This is a genomic window from Jatrophihabitans sp., from assembly GCF_036388195.1.
In the GTDB taxonomy this organism is placed as follows: Bacteria; Actinomycetota; Actinomycetes; order Mycobacteriales; family Jatrophihabitantaceae; genus Jatrophihabitans_A.
This window is the reverse complement of the sequence record NZ_DASVSG010000024.1, coordinates 19,915-36,976: the sequence shown is the minus strand read 5'-3', so window position 1 is coordinate 36,976 and position 17,062 is coordinate 19,915. Positions and strand designations below refer to the sequence as shown.

The 17,062-nt window shown below is 71.2% G+C and carries 19 protein-coding genes and 1 tRNA gene; 9 read left to right on the top strand and 11 right to left on the bottom strand.

Features of this window, described 5'->3' with window-relative positions:
- Positions 1–606 (bottom strand): alpha/beta fold hydrolase (locus VF612_RS01920; protein WP_408658160.1); only part of this gene is annotated, 606 nt, incomplete at its 3' end.
- 50 nt (positions 607–656) lie between these two features.
- Complete coding sequence (locus VF612_RS01915; RefSeq protein ID WP_408658159.1) at positions 657–2,426, bottom strand: serine/threonine-protein kinase; 1,770 nt, start codon at positions 2,424–2,426, stop codon at positions 657–659.
- 282 nt (positions 2,427–2,708) lie between these two features.
- On the opposite strand from VF612_RS01915, the gene VF612_RS01910 reads away from it, so the two are divergent.
- The 5 genes from VF612_RS01910 (at position 2,709) to VF612_RS01890 (ending at position 8,852) form a co-directional block, all read left to right on the top strand.
- Positions 2,709–2,969, top strand: a complete 261-nt coding sequence (locus VF612_RS01910; protein ID WP_408658158.1) for a hypothetical protein — start codon at positions 2,709–2,711, stop codon at positions 2,967–2,969.
- A 95-nt stretch (positions 2,970–3,064) separates the two neighbouring features.
- Positions 3,065–4,177: a spore photoproduct lyase family protein gene (locus VF612_RS01905; protein ID WP_408658157.1), complete on the top strand. Its 1,113-nt coding sequence runs from the start codon at positions 3,065–3,067 to the stop codon at positions 4,175–4,177.
- Positions 4,178–4,381: 204 nt separating this feature from the next.
- On the top strand, positions 4,382–5,680 hold the full coding sequence (locus VF612_RS01900) for an MFS transporter (protein ID WP_408658156.1): 1,299 nt from the start codon (positions 4,382–4,384) through the stop codon (positions 5,678–5,680).
- Between the two features lie 145 nt (positions 5,681–5,825).
- On the top strand, positions 5,826–6,449 hold the full coding sequence (locus tag VF612_RS01895) for a peptidoglycan-binding protein (RefSeq protein ID WP_408658155.1): 624 nt from the start codon (positions 5,826–5,828) through the stop codon (positions 6,447–6,449).
- 6 nt (positions 6,450–6,455) lie between these two features.
- On the top strand, positions 6,456–8,852 hold the full coding sequence (locus VF612_RS01890) for a hypothetical protein (RefSeq protein ID WP_408658154.1): 2,397 nt from the start codon (positions 6,456–6,458) through the stop codon (positions 8,850–8,852).
- Positions 8,853–8,867: 15 nt separating this feature from the next.
- On the opposite strand, the gene VF612_RS01885 is transcribed toward VF612_RS01890, so the two are convergent.
- The 9 genes from VF612_RS01885 to VF612_RS01845 all read right to left on the bottom strand — a co-directional run bounded on the left by VF612_RS01885 (position 8,868) and on the right by VF612_RS01845 (position 14,724).
- On the bottom strand, positions 8,868–9,275 hold the full coding sequence (locus VF612_RS01885) for a type II toxin-antitoxin system VapC family toxin (protein ID WP_408658153.1): 408 nt from the start codon (positions 9,273–9,275) through the stop codon (positions 8,868–8,870).
- A 4-nt stretch (positions 9,276–9,279) separates the two neighbouring features.
- Positions 9,280–9,522 carry a type II toxin-antitoxin system Phd/YefM family antitoxin gene (locus VF612_RS01880; RefSeq protein ID WP_408658152.1) on the bottom strand — a complete coding sequence of 81 codons (243 nt, stop codon included), beginning with the start codon at positions 9,520–9,522 and terminating at the stop codon, positions 9,280–9,282.
- Positions 9,523–9,636: 114 nt separating this feature from the next.
- Complete coding sequence (locus VF612_RS01875; RefSeq protein ID WP_408658151.1) at positions 9,637–10,398, bottom strand: class I SAM-dependent methyltransferase; 762 nt, start codon at positions 10,396–10,398, stop codon at positions 9,637–9,639.
- A complete protein-coding gene (locus VF612_RS01870; RefSeq protein WP_408658150.1) occupies positions 10,385–10,777 on the bottom strand; it encodes a hypothetical protein in 393 nt (130 codons plus the stop codon). The genes VF612_RS01875 and VF612_RS01870 overlap by 14 nt, the downstream gene beginning before the upstream one ends.
- Complete coding sequence (locus tag VF612_RS01865; protein WP_408658149.1) at positions 10,774–11,355, bottom strand: MarR family transcriptional regulator; 582 nt, start codon at positions 11,353–11,355, stop codon at positions 10,774–10,776. The genes VF612_RS01870 and VF612_RS01865 overlap by 4 nt, the downstream gene beginning before the upstream one ends.
- A gap of 78 nt (positions 11,356–11,433) precedes the next feature.
- A tRNA-Arg gene (locus VF612_RS01860) sits at positions 11,434–11,506 on the bottom strand.
- A 75-nt stretch (positions 11,507–11,581) separates the two neighbouring features.
- Positions 11,582–12,376 (bottom strand): endonuclease/exonuclease/phosphatase family protein, encoded by a 795-nt coding sequence (locus VF612_RS01855; protein WP_408658148.1) that lies wholly within the window; start codon positions 12,374–12,376, stop codon positions 11,582–11,584.
- 58 nt (positions 12,377–12,434) lie between these two features.
- Positions 12,435–13,892, bottom strand: coding sequence for an SDR family NAD(P)-dependent oxidoreductase (locus VF612_RS01850; RefSeq protein ID WP_408658147.1), 1,458 nt, complete (start codon positions 13,890–13,892; stop codon positions 12,435–12,437).
- Between the two features lie 85 nt (positions 13,893–13,977).
- Positions 13,978–14,724 (bottom strand): class II glutamine amidotransferase, encoded by a 747-nt coding sequence (locus VF612_RS01845; protein ID WP_408658146.1) that lies wholly within the window; start codon positions 14,722–14,724, stop codon positions 13,978–13,980.
- A 264-nt stretch (positions 14,725–14,988) separates the two neighbouring features.
- On the opposite strand from VF612_RS01845, the gene VF612_RS01840 reads away from it, so the two are divergent.
- The 4 genes from VF612_RS01840 (at position 14,989) to VF612_RS01825 (ending at position 16,948) form a co-directional block, all read left to right on the top strand.
- Positions 14,989–15,462 (top strand): phosphatase PAP2 family protein, encoded by a 474-nt coding sequence (locus VF612_RS01840; RefSeq protein WP_408658145.1) that lies wholly within the window; start codon positions 14,989–14,991, stop codon positions 15,460–15,462.
- 102 nt (positions 15,463–15,564) lie between these two features.
- Positions 15,565–16,038 (top strand): cyclic pyranopterin monophosphate synthase MoaC, encoded by a 474-nt coding sequence (gene moaC, locus VF612_RS01835; protein ID WP_408658144.1) that lies wholly within the window; start codon positions 15,565–15,567, stop codon positions 16,036–16,038.
- Positions 16,035–16,532 carry a MogA/MoaB family molybdenum cofactor biosynthesis protein gene (locus VF612_RS01830; protein WP_408658143.1) on the top strand — a complete coding sequence of 166 codons (498 nt, stop codon included), beginning with the start codon at positions 16,035–16,037 and terminating at the stop codon, positions 16,530–16,532. The genes moaC and VF612_RS01830 overlap by 4 nt, the downstream gene beginning before the upstream one ends.
- A complete protein-coding gene (locus VF612_RS01825; protein WP_408658142.1) occupies positions 16,529–16,948 on the top strand; it encodes a molybdenum cofactor biosynthesis protein MoaE in 420 nt (139 codons plus the stop codon). The genes VF612_RS01830 and VF612_RS01825 overlap by 4 nt, the downstream gene beginning before the upstream one ends.
- Positions 16,949–17,062 lie beyond the last annotated feature (114 nt).

Here is a 17,062-nt window from a genome sequence, read left to right as displayed (position 1 = left end):
CTGCCCGGCCGCCAGGCCGGCCAGCCGCCGTGCCCAGGCCGGCGGCGCGAAGCCGTCCCGTTCGCCGGTCACGGTCAGCACCGGCACCCTCAGCATCCCGATCCGGTCCTCCGGGCGGTCGCGCAGCGCGTCCACCAGCATCCGGAGCACTCCGTAGCCGCCGCTGGCCAGATAGGACGGCAGGACGGCCGGGACCTCGCCCGGCCGCTCGTGTGCCAGCGTGCTCACCGCCCGCCGGAGCAGCGTCGCGATGCTGCGTGCCGCCGGGTCGAAGGTCGGGCCCGCGAGCACCACTCCTGCCAGCCGGCCCGGTTCCAGCAGAGCCGACCGGATCACCGCTTGCGCGCCGGTGGAATGCCCCAGCAGGACGACGTCCCGTCGGTCGTGCTCGGCCAGCCAGCGGGCGGTTGCCGCGCCGATCCCGGCCACCGTCGGCGAGCACGCGGCCGCCCGTCCCCACCGCCAGCCGGGCAGGTCGAGGACGGTGACCCGGGTCCAGCTCGCGAGCTGGCGGGCCCAGGGGAGCAGATAACCGGGCGCGCCCAGGCCGGGCACCATCACGACCTCGGGCAGGTCGGTGGCCGTCCCGGCGACCAGCGCCCGCACCGGACGGCCGTCGACGCTGCTGATCTCTGGCCGCAGCCCGCGCAGCCTGCTCAGCTCTGGCTGTCGATCTTGAGGATGCCGCCTTCGGACACCAGGCCGTACGTGGCGCGCTCGGTCACCGAGCTGCCGTTGTCGTACACGACGGTGATGGTCGCGACCACGGTGCCGGGCGGGTTTCCGGTCACGTTGCTCACCGAGACCCGGCGGACACCGCCCCAGTAGTTGTCGAAGGTGGCGCGCCCGCCGGCCCGGCCGTTCTGGAACCGGGAGGTCAACCGGGTCCAGGCCGCGTCGGTGTTCTCCGGCAGCAGGCTGTAGTAGTCCCGGACCGCCCTCGCCAGCTCGGACGCGGTCGGCGTGCCACTGACCTGGGAGGCGCTGGTCGCCGGCGAGCTGGCCGCCGAGGAGCGGCTGGCCGTGGTGCTGGGCGGCGCGGACGAGGTCGGCGCGGACGAGGTCGGCGCGGAGGAGGTCGGCCGGGTCGAGGTGCGCGGCGGGGTGGAGGAGGCGGCGGTGGTGGTGCGGGGCTGGCTGGTGACCGGCGCGCTGCTGGTGGTGCCCGGTGGCGTCGCGGTGTCGTTCTGGTCCCGGTTGTTCAGCAGCACGACGCCGAGGACGATGGCGCCGATCAGCAGCGCCGCCGCGGCGAAGATGGCCATCAGGCCGGCCGGGCTGCGGCGATCGTCGTCATAGGGGTCGTCGTCGGCGGGTAGGACGGGCCGGCCAGGACCGGGTGGCCCGCCGGCGGCCGGCAACGCGGTCGTCGCGCCGGCAGCAGCGCGGCGGCTGGCAGCCGACCCGTCCGGATCGATCCGCTGGGTCGGGCTGGCTTGGGCGGCCGCCATGGCAGGGGTCGATGGCTCGGCCGTGACCGGGGCGACCGCGGCGGGCTCGGCCAGTCCAGGCTTGACCGCGGCCCGCTCCTCCGGCTGCAGTGGCGGTGGCTTGATCGGCGGCGGGGAGCTCAGCGGCAGGGTGGCCACCGCGGTGATGGCCGCGGAGTCGCTGTGCAGCGCCTTGAGGGTGTGCTGGACGTCGATCATCGGTGGCCGGTCCGCCGGGTTGAGGGCGAGCATCCGCAGCAGCAGCGGGGTCAGCGGGCCGCTGCGTTCGGGCGGGTTCACCTGCCCGGAGGCGACCCGGTGCAGCACCGCCATCGGGTTCTGGTCAGTTCCGAACGGCGGGGTGCCCTCGGTGGCGGCGTACAGGGTGGCGCCGAGGGAGAAGACGTCGGAGGCGAAGCCGGATTCAGCGCCCCGGGCCACCTCGGGCGCGAGGTAGGCGGGCGTGCCGGTGACCATGCCGGTCGAGGTCAGGGTGGTGTCGCCCAGGGCATGGGAGATGCCGAAGTCGGTGATCTTGGCGCTGCCGTCCTCCGCGATCAGGACGTTGCCCGGCTTGACGTCGCGGTGCACGATGCCTGCCGCGTGCGCGGCGGCCAGCGCCGAGGCGACCTCACCGCCGATCCGGGCCGCTTCGGTGGGCTGCACCGGCCCGTGGTCGTTGACGATGGTCTGCAGGCTGGTCGAGGGCAGGTACTGCATGATCAGGCAGGGCTGGCCCTGGTATTCCACGACGTCGTACACCGGCACGGCATGGGGGTGGTGCAGCCGGGCGGTGATCCGGGCCTCGCGCATCGCCCGGCGGCTGATCAGCTCGGCATCGGCGTCGCTGAGGCCGGGCTGCGGACGCAGCTGCTTGAGGGCGACCGGGCGCTGCAGGAGCTCGTCCCAGGCCTGCCAGACGATCCCCATGCCGCCGCTGGCGATGCGGTTGACCAACCGGTAGCGCTCGGCGATGAGAGCATTGGGCCCGGTCACTGGCACCTCCCCCGTCGTTGGCCACCGATCACGTCCAGGACCGACCCTACCGACACTGCCGGTTGCAGGGCGAAACGCCCGGGAAAGTCGCCGCCCAGGATGCCTGCCACGCCTCAGAGCCGCAGTGGTCGACCGATGCCCCGAAGAGGGGGATGATGGACAGTGACGGAACCCGGCAGCGGGTGGTCGTCGGCACGACAGCGACCGTTGTCCTGGACGTCGCGTCCAGAGGCGCGCTGAGCGATCCTGACGAGGTGCCTTCGGCATGAGCACGGAAGAACGATGACCGCACGCCCGGCCATCCATGGCTTGAGCCTGCAGGATGGCCTGGAGCTGTCCGGCATGTCGATCGACGAACTCTGGATCCGCCAGGTGTCCGTAGGGGGCAGCGCCGACAGCATCGAGACCGAGGCCTACCTCCTGGGTCTGCTGGTGGTCGATCGGTACCAGCACGACCTGCTGGCGCACGCTCTCAACGAGCACTTCCTCGATCTCGGCCAGGACTATCCGGTCGGCTACTGGGACCCCGCCGTCGGCGGCTGAGCGGCGCTCGGCCCGGGCCGGTGGGCAGTCGCACCGGTGGGCTTGTTCGTCCCCACGCGGGGAACGTCGCCGGCCCCAGCATTGTTATGCCAGAGATGCCAACGACCTTGAGAACCAGCACCGACCTGAGCACCGTGGCAACCCGTATCTGGACACCGAAGCGGGTTCTGATCACCCGGGCCGCCGCCGGCCTGGAGCACACCGGCGAGATCATCCGGCGCTGTGAGGCGGCCGGTGTCACCGATATCCAGCTGCTCCCCGGCGACCGGCTGACCGGGTTGCGCGGGGAGTCCGAGCGCCAGACCTACGCGCTGGCCAAATCCAGCCTCGCGGTGGTGGCAGCGCCGCCGAGCGCGCTGAAGCCGCAGCCCATCCCGCCCAGCGCGGACTGGCGGATCGACCTGGCCCGCGGCTGCCCCGCGCATTGCCAGTACTGCTATCTGGCCGGCTCGCTGGGCGGTCCGCCGATCACCCGGGTCTATGCCAACCTCGACGATGTGCTGGCCGGCATCGGCACGCACGCCGGGCGGGGCAGCGTCACCAGCGGCACCGTCGAACGGGGCCACGAGGGCACCACCTTCGAGCTGTCCTGCTACACCGACCCGCTGGGCATCGAGCACCTCACCGGCTCGCTGTCGGCCGCGATCAACAGGGCCGGCCGGGGCGAGTACGGCGACCGGGTGCAGCTGCGGTTCACCACCAAGTTCGACGACGTCGCCGGCCTGCTGGACCTGCCGCACGGCCGGCGGACCCGTGCCCGGTTCTCGGTCAACGCCGCCGAGGTGGCCAACCGGTTCGAGGGCGGCACCGCGCGGATGCCGGCCCGGCTGGCCGCGCTGCGCGCGATGGCCGAGGCCGGCTACCGGGTGGGCCTGACGATCGCGCCGATCATGCCCGTTCCCGGCTGGCAAGAGGCCTACGGCGAGCTGCTCGACGACGCTGCCGCCGCCGTCGCGGGCGTGGACGACCTGGATCTGACGGTCGAGCTGATCACGCACCGCTTCACACCCGCGAGCAGGGACGTCCTGCTGCAGTGGTACCCGGGCACCCGGCTGGAGATGGATCCGGATCAGCGCGCGGAGAAGCGGTCCAAGTTCGGCGGCGTGAAGTACGTCTACCCGCGCGAGGCGATGACCGGCATGCGGCAGTTCTTCGACACCGAGCTGGCCCGCCGGTTGCCGGCGGCGCGGATCCTGTACTGGACCTGAGGCCGCCGCGGCAGGTCGCCGTGCTGGGCCTGAGGCCTCCCGGGGGCAGGCCGCCGTGCTGGGCCTGAGGCCTCCCGGGGGCAGGCCGCTGTAACGGACGTCCGGAGGCCGCCATGCCAGGCGGGTCGGCTTTAATGGCCTCTGCTTTCCCTTCCAGCGTCGTGTGCAGGCCGGTGCTGCCAAGCGCAGCAGAGAGTGAGTGGCATGGCGACCCGGACGCCACAGCAGCCAGCCAGCGCCGGCATCTGGGCCACCTTCAGCGAGTCACCGGTCGCGGTCAAGGCCATCATCGGCGGCGTCTTCGTCAACCGGATGGGTGGCTTCCTCAACATCTTCCTGGTCCTGTACCTGATCGCCGAGGGGCACACCGCCTCCGAAGCCGCGCTCGGGCTGGGCAGCTACGGCACCGGCGGCGTGATCGGCGTCCTGATCGGCGGGATGCTGGCCGACCGGCTCGGCGCCCGCAACGCCACCGTGCTGAGCATGTCGAGCTCCGCGGTGCTGATCGCGTCGCTGCTGTACCTGCACGACTACCTGGTGCTGCTGGTCGCCGTCGGGATGGTGGGCCTGGTCAGCCAGATCTTCCGGCCCGCCTCGGCCACCCTGCTCTCCGAGCTCACGCCGGAGAGCCGGCAGGTGATGATCTTCGCGATGTACCGGTTCGGCCTGAACGTCGGCGCCACCGCCGCCCCGCTGCTCGGCTTCGCGCTCTACAACCTCGACCACCAGCACTTCACCCTGCTGTTCTGGGGCGAGGCGCTGGTCGCGCTGGTCTACGCCGCGCTGGCCATGGCAGCCCTGCCCCGGCGGACCAGCCGGGCCGCCGCCGCGGATGTTCCCGGCGCTGACCCGTCGGGCGGCTACCTGGACGTCCTGCGGGACCGGCGGTACGTGCTGTACCTGATCGCCGCCCTGCTCAACGCAGCCGTCTACACCCAGTACCTGTCGACGCTGCCGCTGGACGTGAAGGCCCAGGGCGTTCCGATCTTCTGGTACACCTTCGCCGTCGCCCTGAACGGAGGGCTGGTGATCGCCTTCGAGCTGCCGCTGACCAAGCTCTCGCAGCGCTGGCCGCTCAGGCTGACCATCGGCCTGTCGTTCCTGCTGGTCGGGCTGGGGGTGGCCTGCTACGGCCTGCCGCTGGGGCCGGCGGTGATCATCCTCGGCACCCTGATCTGGACGACCGCTGAGGTGATCGGCGCGCCCACCGTGTTCGCCTACCCGGCGCTGGCCGGCCCGCCGCACCTGAAGGGCCGCTACATCGGCAGCTTCCAGTTCATGTTCGGGCTGGGGTCCGCGGTCGGGCCGATGATCGGTGGCGCGCTGTTCACCCAGCTCGGGCACCGGGTCTGGCTGGTGCTGGCCCTGGGCGGGTTGCTGGCGGCGCCGTTCGGCATGGCCGCGGTCCGGACGCCGGTCAAGCAGAACGACGCCGATCCGGGCCGGCCACCGGCCGAGCTGCCGAACGAGGGCGCCTCGGTCGGAGAGACGCCGCAGGCCTAGCGGGCCTCTACTGAGCCGGATGTAACGATGTCGGGTTCGCATCGTTATCATCCTTGCGGTCCGATGATGTACAGCCCGCATGAGCTGACGCTTCGACCATGCCGCGTAGGTGTCGATGCGCCGATGTGCGCAGAGGGAGCTGAGAATGGCCGACGAGCTGACCCCGATGTCGTCCGACGAGCTGGCCGCCGAGGGCGTGACCGCTCTTCCCGACAAGGAGGTCCTGTCGCTGCTGGACCTCAACGCCAACCTCGACCTCGCCCTGGACGTCGCGGCCCCGATCGACCTCGCGGTGGGGGCGAACGCCAACATCGCCGCCCCGATCAACGCCTCGGTGGGCGCCAACGTGCTGTCGGTCGGCTCCAGCGCGGGCGCCCAGACGCTGCAGGCCGCCGAGATCCACCAGGGCATCACCGGCGACGCCACCGCGACCGCCGACCAGACCAGCGCCATCGACCAGACCAGCCAGCCGGCGCCGGCCGACAGCGCGATCGACGTCCCGGTCCCGACGCCGTCGGGCGCGCTGGACGGCAACCTGCTCAACGTCAACGTCGACCTCAACGGCGACCTCGACCTTGCCGCGCCGATCAACGGCGCGATCGCGGCGAACGTCAATGCCGCGGCGCCGATCGATGCGGCGGTGGCGGCCAACATCGGCTCGATCGACTCCGACGCCACGGCGATCTCGCAGCAGGCGGCCGTGATCACCCAGGACGTGAGCGGGGACGCCACGGCCACCGGCACCCAGGGCTCCACGATCAACCAGTAACACCGGATGAGCGTGCTGAGCAGCGGGGCCGCCTCCGAGGGTGCCCCCGTCCCGGCAGGCGCCTCGGTCGTCCAAGCCGGCGTTCCGGACGACGTGCCGGCGCCGGCCGCCGGGTTGCAGCTGATCGGACAGACGCCCGGCTCGGGCTATCGCCGGCCACCCGCGCTGGTCCGCCGCGCCGACGGCCAGATGCTGCAGCTGACCCCGCTGCTGTACCGGACGCTCGAAGCGGTGGACGGGCAGCGCGACTACGGCGGCATCGCCGCGCACGTCAGCGCCGGCTCCGATCGATCGATCACCGGCGCCGACGCCCGGATGCTGGTGGACTCCAAGCTCCGTCCCCTCGGTCTGGTGTGCCTGGCCGACGGCTCGCAACCGGTGGTGCGCAAGGCGAACCCGTTGCTGGGGCTGAGGTTCCGGTGGGTGGTGTCCGATCCGGGGCTGACCCGGCGGATCACCGCTCCGTTCGGCTGGCTCTTCCTGCCCCCGCTCGTCGCCGCGGTGGTGGTGGCGTTCGTGCTGGTGTGCAAGTGGGTGCTCTTCGACCGGGGCCTGGCGCTGGCCGCCCACCAGGCCTTCGACCGCCCGGGCCTGCTGCTTGCCGTCTTCGCGATCACCGTCGTGTCGGCCGGCTTCCACGAGTTCGGTCACGCTGCGGCGGCCCGCTATGGCGGCGCGACGCCGGGCGCGATGGGCGCCGGGCTGTACCTGGTATGGCCGGCGTTCTACACCGACGTCACCGACAGCTACCGGCTGGGCCGGGGCGGCCGGATCCGGACCGACCTCGGCGGGCTGTACTTCAACGCGCTGCTGTCGGTGGCGATGTTCGGGGTGTGGGCGCTGACCGGCTGGGACGCGGTGCTGCTGGTGATCGGCACCCAGCTGATACAGATGATCCGGCAGCTGCCGCCCCTGGTCCGCTTCGACGGCTATCACCTGCTGGCCGACATCACCGGGGTGCCGGACCTGTTCCACCGGATCAAGCCGACGCTGCTGGGGCTGCTGCCCAGCCGCTGGGGCGACGAGGAGTCCAAGCTCCTCAAGCCGTGGGCCAAGGCGGTGGTGACGCTCTGGGTGCTGCTGGTGGTGCCGCTGCTGGCGCTCACGGTGCTGGTGACGGTGCTGAGCCTGCCCCGGATCCTCGCCACCGCCGCGGCCAGCCTCGGCGACCACGGCGGCGCCATGCTCGATCGTTTCGCCGCCCTCGACGTGGTGGGCGGGCTGGTCAAGCTGCTCGCCGTGCTCGCCGTGGGGCTCCCGGTGCTCGGCATCTGCTACCTGCTGGTCCGGTCGGCGCGGCAGCTGGCCGGCTGGGTGTGGCGGGCCACCGCGGATCGGCCCGCCCGGCGCGCGCTGGCCGGGCTCGTGGCGCTGGCGGTGCTGCTGGGGCTGGCGATCGCCTGGTGGCCGCGCGGCAACTACCGCCCCATCCAGTCCTATGAGCGGGGCACCCTCGGCGAGGTGCTGCCGGCCTCGTTCGCCGGACGGGTCACGCCCGCCGGGCTGCAGGAAGGCCGGCAGGGCTCGGCGACGACCATCTGGCCCGCTGCTGCGGGCGCGCTGCCCACCGCCGACAAGCCCGCCCTGTCGCTGGTGCTGGTGCCGCGGTCGACGACGCCGGACGGCAAGGTCGCGCCGACCTGGGTGTTTCCGTTCAACCGTCCGGGCGCACCCGGCCCGGGTGACAACCAGGCCCTCGCGGTCAACACCAGGGATGGCACCGTCGTCTACGACGTCGCGTTCGCGCTGGTGTGGGCCGACCGGGACACGGTGCTCAATCGCAATGAGGCGTACGCGTTCGCCAGCTGCACCGGCTGCCGGGCCACCGCGATCAGCTTCCAGGTGGTGCTGATCCTCGGCAACGCCCACGTCGTGGTGCCGCAGAACATCTCGGCAGCGGTCAACTACGACTGCCTGGCGTGCGTCACCCAGGCTTTGGCGGTGCAGCTGGTGCTGAGCCTGCCGGGTGCTCCGGGCGCGGCCGAGACCGCCGAGATCGAGGCCCTGTGGCGGGAGATCCAGGCGTTCGCCGGGCAGTTGCGCGGGCTGTCGTTCGCCGAGATCCATGCCCGGCTGGTCGGGTACGAGAAGCGGCTGGTCCAGGTGATCAGCAAGTACGCGCCTATTGGCGGCTCCTCCGGGGCAGTGCCCAGTGGCAGCCCCACCGTCTCGCCGAGCGGGTCGCTGTCTGCGCCTGGCTCCAGCGACGTCGCGGGAACGGATCCGGCCGCGAGCTCGGTCGCCGGGTCGGCTTCGCCTTCGGGTTCGGTTACGGAGAGCCCGTCCGGGTCGGCCACGGCGTCTGCGTCTGATTCGCCCACGGCGTCCGAATCACCCTCGGAGCCGATCACGTCCTCGGCTGCCCCGGCGGAGTCCACCGCGTCGCCGACCTCGACGCCCTAGCTCGCCCCTGCGGGGCTATCCGGGGACGAGCAGCCGCACGCCGGCGCGGGTGGCGGCATCGGCAAGCCGGCGATCGAGCGTGGCGAGCGGAGCGCCGGTCCGTTCGGCGAGGACGAGGTAGGAGGCGTCGTAGGAGCTCAATTCATGGCGTCGCCCCGCAGCTACCACAGCGGCTAGATCGGTCGGAGCACCGTCCACGGAGATGGGCAGTTGCTGGAGCAGGTCAAGGAACCGGCTTGCTTGGGCCTCGGTCAGCCGCAGCCGGCGCTCGGCTACCAGCAGCACGTTGGCGACCTCGAGCGGCCAGACTGCCGGAACGACCGCTTCATCGCCGGTGAACTGGTCGAGGACCGCCTCGGTTCCGGAGGTGGCTTCATCGGCGAAGCACCACGCCATCGTGACGCTGGCATCGATGACGAACACGCCCCTAACGCCGGCCTTCCTCGATCATGTCCCGAACCGAGTCGTCACCACGGTGGACGCCGACGCGGGCGGCGCGCAACGCAGCGACGACCACCTCCGGAGACCCCGACCGCGTGCTGACCGGCACTAGCCGAGCCACCGGACGACCGTGCTTGGTTATCGTCACGCTGCCGCCTGCCTCCACCTCGGCCAGCAGGCGCGGCAAGTGGGTCTTGGCTTCGTACGCGCCGATCGAGGAAGTGCTCACCCGAGTAAGACTAGTCTGCGACTAGTCAGCACCGCTACCTGGTCCCCGCGATGCACCGCGCCACACCCGGAATCCGGACCATGCCGTCCTTCTCGAACACGCTCACCTTCGCAATCACGTGTTCCCGGATCCGCTGCCGCGCCGGCTCGTCGACCTGCTGAAGCGCGCGGCTACCAGCGAGACGTGCTCGCTGGTCATCTCCCAGTACTGCTCGGGCGATCGCGTCACGAGTTCGAGGTCGATGTCCCACTCGGCGATGTCACGCAGCCCCGCGCCCTCGTACAGGGCACTGACAGCTCCCGGAGCGGCGCACCGGAACATATTCGGCCCGTCCGGGTCGAGTCGCGCAACCACCGTCTCGGTCGCGATCGCCTGCATGGCGATCGTCGTCCACGCGTTCTCCTCGGGCTTGACCCAGACCGCCGCGCAGAGGCGTCCGCCCGGCTTGAGCACGCGCGCGAACTCGGCCGTCGCCTGGGCCAGGTCAGGGAAGAACATGTACCCGAAACGCACCGAGACGCTGTCGAAGGTGGCGTCGGAGAACGGCAGGTCGTCGCCGCTGCACACCTTCGTCTCGATATTGGTGATCCCCTGTGCCCTGGCTCGTCGCGAGGCTATCTCCAGCATCTCGGGTACGAGGTCGGTCAGCATCACGCTTCCGTTGGGGACCAGTTTCGCGATGCTCAAACCGGGCTCACCCGTGCCGGAGGCGATGTCGAGATGCCGCTGGTCGTCAGCCAGGTCGAGACGCTCGATGATCGCTGCGCCGACCGGGCCCAGCTGATCCAGGATGATCGAGGCCCACTTCTCCCAGCTCGCGGAGAGCCCGGCCCACCTCGCTCGCTGGGCGTCTCGGATCTCGTCAGCGCTTGACATCGGCCCACCCCCTGTCGATGCATCCACCGATCACCACGTCGTCGTACTCCGACTTGTTTCGTCGCCGGCGCATGCGCTGGAACTCGTACGCGCTCGGCGTGTCGATCATCGCTTCGGCGTAGACGCCGACGGCCTCGTGCGCTCCGGCACCGCCGCGGACCCGAAGGCCAAGCGACAACATATGCGCGGTGACGGCAATGCGGGTCGCGTCATACGCCGTCACGTACGCAACTTCGATGTCGATCTCCGCGATCTCGCGCGCGGCGGCAAGCTTTTCGTCGGCCCGCGCCAGCCGGACTCTCGCATTGTCCGCGTCGGTTGGCACCCGTTCCAAGCGCCGCGCGCTGAGGAGTCGTTTGACAGTGTTGGCAAGCGTCATTGCTTCGGATCCAGATCGACGAGCGGGCCGTCCTTCACGTGCGCGATGAAGCCGGTCCTGGCGTTGCTCCATTCGTTCGGGGACAACACAGTGACGTTGACGTCGCGGCCGAGCGTCCGGGTAGCGGCGTCCGCCTGGGCGCGGACCTCGCTGACGTCTGGGGTGCCGATGACGAGAAGGTCGACGTCTTGGGGGAGTGGGCCGGCCTCGCCGTGGTAGCGGCGAGCCCACGATCCGTAGATCACCGCCCGCTCGATCCCAGCCAGCCCGACGAGCTGCCTCTCGATGACCGCCTTCGGCCCGATCGTCTTGAGCAGGATCGATCGGAGTTCCTCGAAGATCGGCGACTCGGTCGCAGCCCACACCGTGCGCCGCCCGCTCCGCAACTCCGTCTCCAGCAGTCCAGCCTCGACAAGCCGGTCAACCTCACGCGCGATCGTCGGCTGAGGCCGACCCGCTCGCTCGACAAGCTCAGGCGTAGTGAAACGTCGCTCCGGCTCCAGGTAGGTCACGCCGAGGATCTGCAGCTGCGTATCGCTGCGGAAGATCGGCGCAAGGCGAGGCGGTGCAGTACTCACACAACGCATTATTCCATGCGTTGTATGAATAACTCAATTGCGGCTCACCGGCTTCATGGCCCACATGGCAAAGATGCGTGCCCCCGGCAGGATTCGAACCTGCGACGCCCGGCTTAGGAGTCCGGCGCTCTATCCCCTGAGCTACGAGGGCGGGGAGTCCTGCGGGTCCAGATTATCGGACCTGCAGGAGCGGTACCGCCGAGGCCAACGCCGGCCTGGGCGGGAGCTACTCGCTGTGGAGGTCGACGAGCAAGCCCGGGTGGTCGGTCGTGCCCTGCATGCTGATCGTTGTACGGGCGCCCACCGTGAGGCCGCCGGTCGCCACGATGTGCTGCCTGGCGCCGTCGTCCACGCGCTGATAGCCGGGCGGCAGGCAGGATTGCGCTTGGGCTCCGAGGTTCAGGTCCCCGCCGAGCACCACGGGATCCGGCCGGGTGCGCAGAGCTGGGATCACCGTGTTCAGCAGGTAGCCGCACTGGCCGAGCGCGACCGCCGCGCTGGTGCTGGCCAGGTGCGTGGTGCAGGCGTAGAAGCCGCCCGCGGCAAGGCAGAGCCACACCCGGTCCTCGACGTCGTCCGCGTCCTGCATCGGATAGACACCGTCGAAGGCGCGGTGACCGTCAGCCGAGGCCAGCACCCGGGCAAGCAGGCCAATCCCGTACGGCTGGCCGTTGCGGCACCGGACCGGGCCGTCGGTGCTGCGGTCTGCCGCGGCGGTGAAGGCGGATGTGACCCGGCCGGTCATCGCGCGTTCGAGCACCGACACGTCGTCCCGGCACACCTCGTTGAGCGTGACGATGTCCGGGCGCTCGGCACGGATCACCTCCGCGGCCCTGGCCACCGATCGGCCCGTGTAGCAACCGGCGAGACCGCTGTCGCACAGGTTCAGCTGCAGCGCCCGCAGCGAGGGACGGGCCAGCTCGCGACCGGTCAGCCGGCTGGCCGCGGTCGCCCCGGTCAGCGACGTGACGGCCAGGACCAGGCAGCAGCCCGCAACGACCAGCTGCCGCGATCGACCCATCCCTGCCACCGCCAAAGGCTTCTCTTCCTCAGCGTATCGACGTGCGGTCGGACGAGGGCTACCAGGCGGCGGGGGCGTAGTCCTTGAGGAAGACCCCGCACAGATCCTCGCCCAGCTCGCCCCGGACGATCGGGTCATAGACCCGGGCGGCGCCGTCCACCAGGTCCAGGGGCGCGTGGAAGCCCTCGTCGGCCAGCCGCATCTTGGTCGGGTGCGGGCGCTCGTCGGTGATCCAGCCGGTGTCGACGCTGGTCATCAGGATGCCGTCGCTCAGCAGCTCGCGCGCCGACGTCCGGGTCAGCATGTTCAACGCGGCCTTGGCCATGTTGGTGTGCGGATGGCCCGGGCCCTTGTAACCACGGCTGAAGACGCCCTCCATGGCCGAGACGTTCACCACGTACTTGCGCCGGGCCGGCGCCGCGGCCATCGCCGGACGCAGCCGGCTGACCAGCAGGAACGGGGCGGTCATGTTGCACAGCTGGACCTCCAGCAGCTCCAGCGGATCCACCTCGTCCACCCGCTGGGTCCAGCTGTTGACCGCATGCAGGTCGGGCACCAGGCCGCCGGCGTCGATGGCGGTGCGCGCGGCGATCCGGTCCGCCGACGCCGAGCCAGCCACCAGCGCCAGCGACGACAGCTGCCCGCCCATCAGATGAGCCACCGGGTGCTCGGCCAGCGACCCGGCCAACGCCGCCGGATGGGCATCGCTGGCGTGGTCGAAGCTGATCAGCTCCGGCAGCGGCCCGGCCGGCAGCGGCGCCGACTCGGCATCGACCAGCGGGGCATACGCGCCGGGGGAGCGCCGGACGGTCTGGGCGGCGTTGTTGATCAGGATGTCCAGCGGCCCCTGCTCGGCCACCGAGTCGGCCAGCGCGATCACCTGGGCCGGGTCGCGCAGGTCGATGCCGACGATCCGCAGCCGGTGCAGCCAGTCGGCGCTGTCGTCCATCGCGGTGAACCGGCGCACCGCGTCATTGGGGAACCGGGTGGTGATGGTGGTGTGCGCGCCGTCGCGCAGCAGCCGCAGCGCGATGTACATGCCGATCTTGGCGCGGCCGCCGGTCAGCAGGGCGCGCCGTCCCGACAGGTCGGTGCGGGCCTCGCGCCGGGCCCGGTTCAGGGTCGCGCAGGACGGGCACAGCTGGTGGTAGAACGCGTCGACCTGCTGGTACTTGGTCTTGCAGATGTAGCAGGCGCGCGGGGTGATCAGGGTGCCGGCCGAGGCGCCGGCCACGGTGGACACCAGCGCGATGCCCTGGGTCTCGTCGTCGATCCGGTTCGGGGAGCCGGTGGCGGTGGCCTCGACGACGGCCCGGTCGGCGGTGGCGATGGCGTCGCGCTTCTCCGCGCGGCGGTGCTTCTTGACCGACTTGAACATCTGCGCGGTGGCCCGCCGGACCGCGATGTGATCGGGGTGGTCCTGCGGGACGGTGTGCAGCTCGTCCAGCACTGCCAGGCAGATCGCCAGCCGGTCCTTGTCGATTCCCGCGCCCTGCGGGTGCTCGATCGCCGTCATCGGATTGCCGCTCCGCCTCTGTTTGACCCGGATCGGGCCGGATCGGCCCGCGCCAGTTTACGACGGCCGCCCGGTCGGTGGCCGTTCAGCGCAGCGCATGCACCGACGTCCGCAGGTCGCCCCGGCGGACCTCCAGGATCTCGCCGTTGCGCAACGGCGCCCACGGCTCCGGCTGCGACCATCCGGAGGAGGCGACCGCGACGTGGTCCGGCGTGATCCGGTAGCGCAGCTCATAGAGGTCCGGCTCCTCGCCCCGGCCCTCGATCACCTTCTCGTCGTAGCGCGCCGAGGCGTAGAGCGCGTCGCGGGTCAGCAGCAGGCAGTTGAGCGACACCACCTCGGCGGCGTCGGCGATCAGCTCGGCAGCCTGGTGCAGCGCCCGCACCGGTCCGTGGTCACGCAGGCCCGCCAGCACCACGTTGAAGTAGCGCTCGCTGTCCGTGCCGCCGGCGCTGGGCCGGCCGCCGACCTCGCTGACCAGCTCGTCCAACGCGCTGAGCGGCGAGAGGTAGCCGTTGTGGGCGAAGGCGATGCTGCCGGCCACGAACGGATGGGTGTTGTCCATCAGGTTGGCCATGTTCTTCGACGCCTTGCGCAGGTGCAGCAGCGCCGCATCGGTCCGGGCTGCCCCGACGGCGGCGAAGAACCGTTCGCTGCCCTGAGCCGGCTCGGGATGCTTGGCGGTGATCAGGTTGCCCTCGGCGTTCCAGTACGCCAGGCCCCAACCGTCGCAGTGGGTCCGGGACAGCTCGGCGAACCGGGTCAGGTCAGCGCCCAGCTGCTCGGTCAGGTCACCCGGGGTGGCCGACACAACGCCCAGTAACCGGCACATCAGCATTGTCCTTTCGCGTGCAGGCTATACCAGCCTGTGCGCACCTGGGCGGCTGCTGCTCCCGCTGCCGTTCCCGTTGCCAGCCGGGCTGCGTCGCTGGACGTCCCCGCTCCTGGAAAGCACACTGTTGCTCGTGCTCGCCGCGCCGCTGTGCCTCAGCCGCCTCGTGCTGCCCCGACGCGGCGCGTGAACCTGGACCTGGCCACCGCCGGCCGTCTCAACCGTGCTCTGGCCGGCCACCGTCGCCAGATACGGTTCTGGCGGGTGGTCAGCGCGGTCGGCGGGCCCACCAGTTGGCGGGTGCTGACCGCTGTCACCGCGGTGGTGCTGTTCTGGCGCCGGCGGCGCCAGCCCGCGGCGCTGGTCGCGGTCACCATGGCCGGCGCGGCGATGCTGTCCGGCGGCACGAAGGCGCTGGTCGGACGTCCCCGGCCGGTGGTGGCGGTGGTCGTCGATCGAGCTCCCGGCAAGTCCTTTCCCAGTGGCCACGCCCTGACCTCGTTCGTCGCCGCCGGCCGGCTGGTGCTGCTGCTGTGGCCGGCCTGCTCAGCGCGGCAGCGAGTGTTGCTGCTGGGCACGGCGACGGTGCTGGTGACGGCGATCGGCTTCAGCCGGCTGGCGCTCGGTGTGCACTTTCTGACCGACGTGCTCGGCGGCTGGCTGATGGGTGGGCTGTGGCTGATCGGCAGCCGGCGGTTGGTGGGACGGTTCGCCCGGTCCGGCCCGTGGAGGCGATGAGCGCCAGCCGCGCTGCCAGGCATGGCGGCGCGTGATCGCGCTGAGCCGTCCGGCGGGCTAGATAGGCGGCGGCCCGCTGGCCTGCGTGGTTAGGCTGGCAGGGTGGAACTGACCCATGTCGACGCCAGCGGCGCGGCCCGGATGGTGGACGTCTCGGCCAAGCAGGTGACGGTGCGCGAAGCGTGCGCGTCGGGGGTGTTCCGGACCACGGCCGAGGTGATCGGCCTGCTGCGCGCCGATGACCTGCCCAAGGGCGACGCGCTGGCAGTGGCCCGGATCGCCGGGATCGCGGCCGCCAAGCGGACGCCGGAGCTCATCCCGCTGTGCCATCCGGTGGCGATCCACGGCGTGACGGTGGAGCTGGAGTTGAGCGCCGACTGCGTGAGGATCACCGCCACGGTGCGGACGGCTGATCGCACCGGAGTGGAGATGGAGGCGTTGACCTCGGTCGCCGCTGCCGGTTTGGCCTTGTACGACATGGTGAAGGCGGTCGATCGCTCGGCGGTGCTGACCGACATCCAGCTGGAGCACAAGTCCGGTGGCCGGCGTGGCGACTGGGACCGGAGCTCGCAGTGACTGCCATCGGGGCCGCGGTGATCACCTGCTCGAACCGGTCGGCCGCCGGGGAGCGTCCGGACGATTCCGGCCGGTTGCTGGCCGAGACGCTGCGGGACTGGGGCTACGACGTGCTGGCCAAGCTGGTGGTGCCCGATGACGTGCGGCTGATCCAGAAGGCGCTGCGGCAGGTGCTGGCCGACGGAGCGCGGCTGGTGTTCACCACCGGCGGGACCGGCCTGAGCCCGACCGATGTCACTCCCGAGGCGGTGACGCCGATGATCGAGCGCGCTGTTCCCGGCATCGCGGAGCGGATCCGGTCGGCCAACGCCGAGCAGGTGCCGACGGCGGTGCTGTCGCGGGGAGTGGCCGGGTTGATCGGCGACGCGCTGGTGGTGACGCTGCCCGGTTCGCCGGGCGGTGTCCGGGACGGGCTGGCGGTGCTGCAGCCGCTGGTGGGCCACCTGCTGGACCAGGTGAGCGGCGGCGACCATCGTCCGGGAGGCGGGGTATGAAGGTCCGGATCGCCGAGGTCAGCGAGTCGCCGCTGGACGTGGCTGCGCACTCGGCTGCCACCCGGGACGTCGCCGCGGGCGCGGATGTGAGCTTCTGCGGCGTGGTCCGCGATCACGACGGTGGCCGGGAGGTCGTCGAGCTGGAGTACACCTCGCACCCCAGCGCCGCGGGGGTGTTGCGCCAGGTCGCGGAGGAGATCGCCGCGGATCCGGCGGTGCTCGCGGTGGCGGTCAGCCACCGGATCGGAGTGCTGCGGATCGGCGACGTGGCCCTGGTCGCGTCGGTGACGGCCGCGCACCGCAAGCAGGCCTTCGACAGTTGCCAGCGGCTGGTGGACGAGGTGAAGGCCCGGCTGCCCATCTGGAAGCGGCAGGTCTTCGCCGACGGCACCGACGAATGGGTCAACTGCCCCTGACCGGAGAGCGGTGATCCTGGCCTTTTGCGGAGCGTGGCTGCCCGCTGTCTCACATGATGCGGGAGAACAGCGCGGCTACTTGCCCGGGGCTGCCTGCGCGGGGGCTATCTGCCC

Coding starts and splice junctions, on each gene's coding strand:
- VF612_RS01910 (WP_408658158.1), top strand. CDS start 2,709: ATGACCGCACGCCCGGCCATCCATGGCTTGAGCCTGCAGGATGGCCTG.
- VF612_RS01905 (WP_408658157.1), top strand. CDS start 3,065: ATGCCAACGACCTTGAGAACCAGCACCGACCTGAGCACCGTGGCAACC.
- VF612_RS01900 (WP_408658156.1), top strand. CDS start 4,382: ATGGCGACCCGGACGCCACAGCAGCCAGCCAGCGCCGGCATCTGGGCC.
- VF612_RS01895 (WP_408658155.1), top strand. CDS start 5,826: ATGGCCGACGAGCTGACCCCGATGTCGTCCGACGAGCTGGCCGCCGAG.
- VF612_RS01890 (WP_408658154.1), top strand. CDS start 6,456: ATGAGCGTGCTGAGCAGCGGGGCCGCCTCCGAGGGTGCCCCCGTCCCG.
- VF612_RS01875 (WP_408658151.1), bottom strand. CDS start 10,398: ATGTCAAGCGCTGACGAGATCCGAGACGCCCAGCGAGCGAGGTGGGCC.
- VF612_RS01870 (WP_408658150.1), bottom strand. CDS start 10,777: ATGACGCTTGCCAACACTGTCAAACGACTCCTCAGCGCGCGGCGCTTG.
- VF612_RS01855 (WP_408658148.1), bottom strand. CDS start 12,376: ATGGGTCGATCGCGGCAGCTGGTCGTTGCGGGCTGCTGCCTGGTCCTG.
- VF612_RS01850 (WP_408658147.1), bottom strand. CDS start 13,892: ATGACGGCGATCGAGCACCCGCAGGGCGCGGGAATCGACAAGGACCGG.
- VF612_RS01845 (WP_408658146.1), bottom strand. CDS start 14,724: ATGTGCCGGTTACTGGGCGTTGTGTCGGCCACCCCGGGTGACCTGACC.
- VF612_RS01825 (WP_408658142.1), top strand. CDS start 16,529: ATGAAGGTCCGGATCGCCGAGGTCAGCGAGTCGCCGCTGGACGTGGCT.